Below are 6283 nucleotides of genomic sequence, written 5' to 3' on the forward strand. Positions count from 1 at the left end.
AATTTACGTATTACATGTTAAAGAATTAAAAGTAAATTTCAAAAATATCTCTATTAATTTATGAATTTTTATAATATCTGTATTAGAAATTTAGTGGTAAATTATACGATTTTATAACAAAATACTATATTTTTCTTGGTAATAGCGGTAAAAAAACATCAAATGTACCCAGGTAATATATCTAGTGTTCTTTTTTTGTGTAATTTGTTTAACTGGATATATGGAGTTATTATTCAATGTAACTATAAATAATTGAAAAGGAGATTGGAAATTATGTTTAAACCAAAAACAAGGAGAAGAATAAAACAAATTGTTGTAATTACAGCGGCCTGCACCATGCTTTCAATGTTTGGAACACCAATTTCTAATACGGAGGCAGCAACCCGCTCTAATGCCCCATCGGTATATGTGACACCACAAAATACAGCTGCTTCAGATATTATTAGTATAGACTGGTCACCAGTCCAAACAGCACCTTATACATATTGGGCTGTACATAATTGGAATCAGGGGGGAGAAGGTGGTGGCTATGCTGGATTCCAACAACAAAGTGGTTTTAATCAAGCAGGTAAACGCACGCTACACTTTGCACTTTGGGATCCAATAGCTTCAAACCAAGCAATAAGGGCTGAATATTTATCGCCAACTTCAGAAGCCAGTAGATTCGGTGGAGAAGGAACAGGTCTTAAAGTTCAAACAACTTATGATTGGAAAGATAGTTAATGGTATCGAATGACTCTACGTTCTTGGCAAGAAGATGGCCATACAAAGTTTGGCCAATGGATAAAAGATAATAAAACAAATGAATGGAAGTTAGTTGCTATTATGGATCATCCAGTTGCAAATGTTGCATTTAATTATGGCTTATCCATGTTTCAAGAAGACTGGGCTGGCAATGGGCAAGATGTACGAGAAGCACGCCTTAAAAATGGTTTTAGTAGAAAAGTATCTGATAAACAATGGAGTTCTTGGAATAATCAACGTATTTCTGGGCAGCATGATAGTTCTTATCAATATGATGGAGGAGCAACTTCAGAATATGTATGGGTAAAAGCAGGTGGAAATACGCAATCAACTATTGGTACTGGAAAGACTTTTAACTTAAATCAACCTAGTCAACCAGAGATGGGGAATTTGGATATTGATATTCAAAATATTCGCTATGAAAATGAAAAAATAAGTGTATCCTGGAAATTGAAAGAACAAAGTACAGCACAGTTTAAAGGGAAAATAGAGATTTATAACAATGAAAATCTAACGGGACAACCTCTGAAAATAATTGATAATATTAAGTCCTATCAAACTGAGATTAGTCAATCAATGCAATTGCCATCAACAGCTTACGCTAAAATTACAATAACAGATATATTTGATCGAACTGTAGAGAAAAAGGTGGAAATTTCAAATGGCATTTCTAATATGTTAATAGGAAATCAATTTTCTTGGTCATTAAAAGGATACAGCGATTATGAGTTCGCAAAAGTAGATTTCAACAAGTCGACCGAAGAAATGCAAGTGAATTTAAAATCTGGAGTGCCCCATTATTACTTCGATAGTACGTATGCAAGTATAAAAGTACAGAATTCATCAGGTAAAGTTGTGTACGACAAAGAGATTCAGGGGAATAAACAACAAAATATTGAAACACAAAAGGCACCAGTAAAAGTTGGCGATTACATTCAAATTACTCATTTAGAGGGAGATAAAGAAAAGGAAAAGGTACGAGCTACTCTAATCAATAATGATAAGGGGAAAAATGAAACGATTGGAAAGATAGCAAGGTATGAGGTTACAAAAGAAGGTTTGAATAAAGTAGAAAAAATGCCAGAAACAACGGTTTTAGACGGAAATCAATTTAGCTGGTCATTAAAAGGATATAGCGATAGAGAATTTGCAAAAGTAGATTATAATAAAGAAACAGAAGAAATGCAGATACAATTAGAAGCGGGTATACCACATTCCTACTTTAATAGTACGTATGCAAGTATAAAAGTACAGAACTCATCGGGTAGCGTTGTGTACAATAAAGAAATTGTGGGAAATAGACAACGAACTGCTGAAACCCAAACCGTTCCTGTAAAAGTTGGGGATTACATTGAACTTACCCATATAGAAGGGGAAGCAGAAAAGGAAAAGATACGAGCTACTTTAACTAACCTTGAGAATGGCAAACAGGAATATATGGGTAAGAAGAGAATATATCAGGTTACATCTACAGGACTAATAAGACAATAGATGAATCAAAAAGTTGGGGGAATCCTCAACTTTTTTGGTTAAAAAGGAGGTTCTGGTGCAAATATATGAAGAGGAACGATAGTAGATTTTTAACGGAATCGTATTTTATACTATAAGTCCAAAAACTCTGTGAATGAAATCTTTCTGATTTAGGAAAGACTGATTTTGTAAATTAAATAAAACAGGAAGCAAGATTTTTGGATGTTCTCAACACTCTACATGTACGCATACAGAGCTAATAAATACATGAGCTGTGATAAAAATTCAGCTCTTTTTCAATTTTTTAAAGAGTGTATTTAAAAAAGGAGGTTTAATTTAAAAACGACTTTTCAGGTTTGTTTATTTTGCGTTTCGATGGACAAGTTAAAATAGGTCTTGTTCATTTTAAAAACATATGTAAAGACAGATAAGGACTTTAAATGTGTTTTTTGGGGGAATAATAAGGCTAGTCATTATTTAAGACTTAACCCTTTTCTACGAGCTGACGAATTGCTTCATTTCAATTACTTATCTTGTTATCGTGCCAAAAATCCTCTATTTATTTTACTTGTTCTTTTATAAATGAAACTAAATTTTCATGTATGGGGAAAGCTTGTTACAATAGTAAAGAATAACTTGGGTACAATTGATAATGAAATGGGGAAAGATATTAGATGAAAGCAACCGGAGTAACTAGAAAAGTAGATGAGTTAGGGCGTGTGGTAATTCCAAAGGAACTTAGAAATACGCTAGGTATTAAAGAAAAATCACCATTAGAGATCTTTGTAGAAGGTGAAGACATTGTTTTACAGAAGTATCAGCCTGGTGGTGTTTGTGCATTAACAGAAGAGGTGTCAAATCGTAACATAGTATTAGCAAATGGTAAGATAACATTAAGTTCAGAAGGTGCGGAACTATTAATAAAAGAAGTAAAACAGTACCTTGTAAAATAAGTGGCCCGTACAAGGGGCTTTTTTTTATGGTTAACATAATAATTTCACGTACCGTAATGATTAAGAAACCTAAAACACTACAATAATAGTCTACATTTAATCTTATGGGGGTACCGCCACATGCCCATCAACTTAAGAATTTTATAACACCCCAAAACAAAAAGTCATGAGCTAACGAGCCCATGACTTTTTATATGCTATATCACAAATAATCTGGGAACACTTTACAGCCCTTTTCTTGCTCCATATCATGTCCAAAGAAAATAATCGGATTTTCTTTCCTAACAACATCTTTTAAACGTTTTATTGAAGATAAAGCTAAATCCGGATCAAATCCAGCAAACGGTACTTCATCTTCAAAGTTTTCTTTCGTATATGATGCATCAATAGTTAGTAACACTGGACCTGATTTTTCCGTCTTAATTAATAATGACTGATGCCCTGGCGTATGTCCCGGTGTATATATTAATTGAACACCTGGCACTACTTCATAATCCCCTTCAATGATTTTATAGTTTAAATTTGGCAATATACATTCTTTCAAATATTCCTCTCTGTGGAGTGCTGTCTCATATTCAGCACGCTGTACAATAATTGGTGTATTTGTAAAAACGCCATTTCCTCCTGCATGATCAAAATGCAAGTGAGAACTAATGATATAAAGAAGATCTTCTGGCTCATATCCGGCACACTTTAAAATATTTACGATCCTATCGTTCTCATTCATTTTAGGTAAAACTTGGCCTTCAACAAATGTACCTTTAAAAAGATTCTCATTATTAAGTGCACTTTCTGGCATACCTGTATCTACTAAAATAGGTCCCTCTTCTGTCTCCAACAGATAACACCAAACAGGTAAGTTTAGTAGTTTACCCGGTGTAAGTGTACTATTGATTGAAGAATGATCCAACATACAACGACCTGCTGGGAGGAAATAAAGTTTCTTTACTGTCATTATGTATCCACCTTTACAAATAATTTAGATAAAACAATACAATATAATATTTCGCTTATTAGGGGTACCGCCACATCGCTATCAAGCTAAGGTTTTGAAGTCCCTCCTAAACGAAAATTTTCTTTCTCTACAGGTAGTTACTTTGAGAAGTTAACTCATTTTTTTGTTTTGAGGAAATTCAATTTCTTAACTTTATCTTGATAGTGATATGTGCATTATCGCGTATAGAACGGTACCTTTTATAAATCTTCTATCGTAATATTAACTCCATATTCTTTATAAAAATTTAAAATTGCAGATGAATTCACCCCAAAATCTAATAGATTTTCTGGAAAGTAAATTTCAGAATTCAGAACCACAATATCAGATGGTTGTAAAATATGCTCTGCTTGGACAGCTGCTCCTAAAGCAGTAAGGTGTGTCTGTCCTAATGGATCCGATATGTTCACACATCGTCTATGCAATACACCAGTATCATCATAACCGTTAAGGTGAATAACTATGTTATGTGCACTTCCCTTTCCGGGTTTATAGAGAATGTTTTTCCGTAAACCGGTAAATTTTTTTCCACTAATCATTTTCCAAATTCCTGTATTCACCAGAGAAACCAGTCCATATGTAGATATTTTACTATCAAAAGCAATACGAAAGTTAACCGAAACAGCATGAATCGATCCTGGAAGAGTTACATGATCAGGAGTGTCCAAACGATAACATTTTGTTATATAACCGTTGGGAAAGTGAATTTTGATAGGATCTGTCATTGGATAAACCTGCCGCATTCCCTCTCGAGTTTTGACTTCAAATGGAATAGTTAACCAATCCATATATGCTGTTGAATTTGGTCCTGCTTTGTCTTGAAGAGAATATAGTGCGTTGATATCAACTGTAACCTCTTGAAGATCTTTTGAATAAATTTTAGAAAAAAGGGCTGCTGTACCTCCCATCCACCCAGAAGCTAATACAACAGGGGATTGAACATCAATATTTTCCAATCGAGCAATAGAACTCTGAAAGCGTTCAGTCCAACGAGTAATGTCAACCAATGGAATTCTTTTTTTGACTGCGGATAAAAGTAGTCTATCTTGAGGATCATTAACCGCATTAACAATTAATATGAGATTATCATTCAAATTTCTTAAAGGATCATCTGTTGTATTGTCCACCTTGACTATCTTTACTCTCTCTGATTCAAAAGGTAGTGCTTTCCCTAAAGTTCTTCCTCCTAATCTAATTTCCAAATCAGGATGTCGATCATGTAAAATTTTAGCAACTTGACTACCAACAACTCCATATCCACCAATAATTAATACGGTTTTCTTGTTCATTTGAAACCTCCATTTCAATTAGTATTTACTTATGAGTTTAAATGATTAAAAACTTAAACATTTCGACATAAAAAAACATTAAAAAGGGACAAAACTTGTCCCTAAACTATAAATGTGTATCTAATTCTTACATTCATCTTCGACTAAAGAAACAAGCTCTTTTAAAAGATTTATTGTTTCATTAAATTCAAGACAATAATACATTTCAGTGCCTTTTTTCTGAACTTGAAGCAACCCTGATTGTTTCAATATTTTTAGATGATGAGATACAGTAGGTCTTGACATAGGAATATGCTCTGCAATTTGCGTCACATTCAAGCTATCTTTATCAATTAAAAGTGATACAATTTGCTGACGAGTTGGATCTCCCAGCCCTTGAAAATACGGTCTTAAACTTTCTAAAAGGTGCATTATTTTATCATTACAGTTCATTTCACTCACATTTCCTTTTGTTGAAGAATTTAATCATTTAAACGTATTATAAATTACAATACTTTCTAATGCAATAAATTCTTCAATAAACCTTAATTACTAATAGGAGTCCCTCCCCGTCACTATCGAGCTAATATTTTGAAGTGTCCCCAAAACGAAAATTTTATTATTTTATGGTTATTTATAAGAATTCAACTCATTTTCTTCTTTTTGGGGAACTACCAATTCCTTAAGTTGATGGGCACGTGGCGGTACCCCACATCCATCAACTTAAGGATTTAGACTATTCTTAAACTTAAAAGCACGTTACTATTCTCTTATGTTAATGAGAAAGGGTGACGTGCTTTTTATGAATATGCACCAAAAACAAGAGCTGTCTTTATTTGCCGAAGAGTTATATT

General features: G+C 33.5%; 4 protein-coding genes and 1 pseudogene. 2 read left to right on the forward strand and 3 right to left on the reverse strand.

Features of this window, described 5'->3' with window-relative positions:
• Positions 1-273 precede the first annotated feature (273 nt).
• Positions 274-2235 (forward strand): annotated as a pseudogene (locus FT637_RS29150) (DUF3472 domain-containing protein).
• 653 nt (positions 2236-2888) lie between these two features.
• Complete coding sequence (locus FT637_RS29155) at positions 2889-3167, forward strand: AbrB/MazE/SpoVT family DNA-binding domain-containing protein (protein WP_193649203.1); 279 nt, start codon at positions 2889-2891, stop codon at positions 3165-3167.
• A gap of 202 nt (positions 3168-3369) precedes the next feature.
• Here the strand turns inward: FT637_RS29155 and aiiA are convergent, their stop codons facing one another.
• The 3 genes from aiiA to FT637_RS29170 form a co-directional block, all read right to left on the reverse strand.
• Complete coding sequence (aiiA, locus tag FT637_RS29160; RefSeq protein WP_193649204.1) at positions 3370-4122, reverse strand: quorum-quenching N-acyl homoserine lactonase AiiA; 753 nt, start codon at positions 4120-4122, stop codon at positions 3370-3372.
• Positions 4123-4361: 239 nt separating this feature from the next.
• Positions 4362-5450 carry a saccharopine dehydrogenase gene (locus tag FT637_RS29165; RefSeq protein WP_193649205.1) on the reverse strand — a complete coding sequence of 363 codons (1089 nt, stop codon included), beginning with the start codon at positions 5448-5450 and terminating at the stop codon, positions 4362-4364.
• 120 nt (positions 5451-5570) lie between these two features.
• Complete coding sequence (locus tag FT637_RS29170) at positions 5571-5882, reverse strand: ArsR/SmtB family transcription factor (protein WP_193649206.1); 312 nt, start codon at positions 5880-5882, stop codon at positions 5571-5573.
• Positions 5883-6283 lie beyond the last annotated feature (401 nt).

This window comes from Bacillus cereus (assembly GCF_015071065.1).
GTDB classification, from domain to species: Bacteria; Bacillota; Bacilli; order Bacillales; family Bacillaceae_G; genus Bacillus_A; species Bacillus_A cereus_BA.

Coding starts and splice junctions, on each gene's coding strand:
- FT637_RS29155 (WP_193649203.1), top strand. CDS start 2,889: ATGAAAGCAACCGGAGTAACTAGAAAAGTAGATGAGTTAGGGCGTGTG.
- aiiA (WP_193649204.1), bottom strand. CDS start 4,122: ATGACAGTAAAGAAACTTTATTTCCTCCCAGCAGGTCGTTGTATGTTG.
- FT637_RS29165 (WP_193649205.1), bottom strand. CDS start 5,450: ATGAACAAGAAAACCGTATTAATTATTGGTGGATATGGAGTTGTTGGT.
- FT637_RS29170 (WP_193649206.1), bottom strand. CDS start 5,882: ATGAACTGTAATGATAAAATAATGCACCTTTTAGAAAGTTTAAGACCG.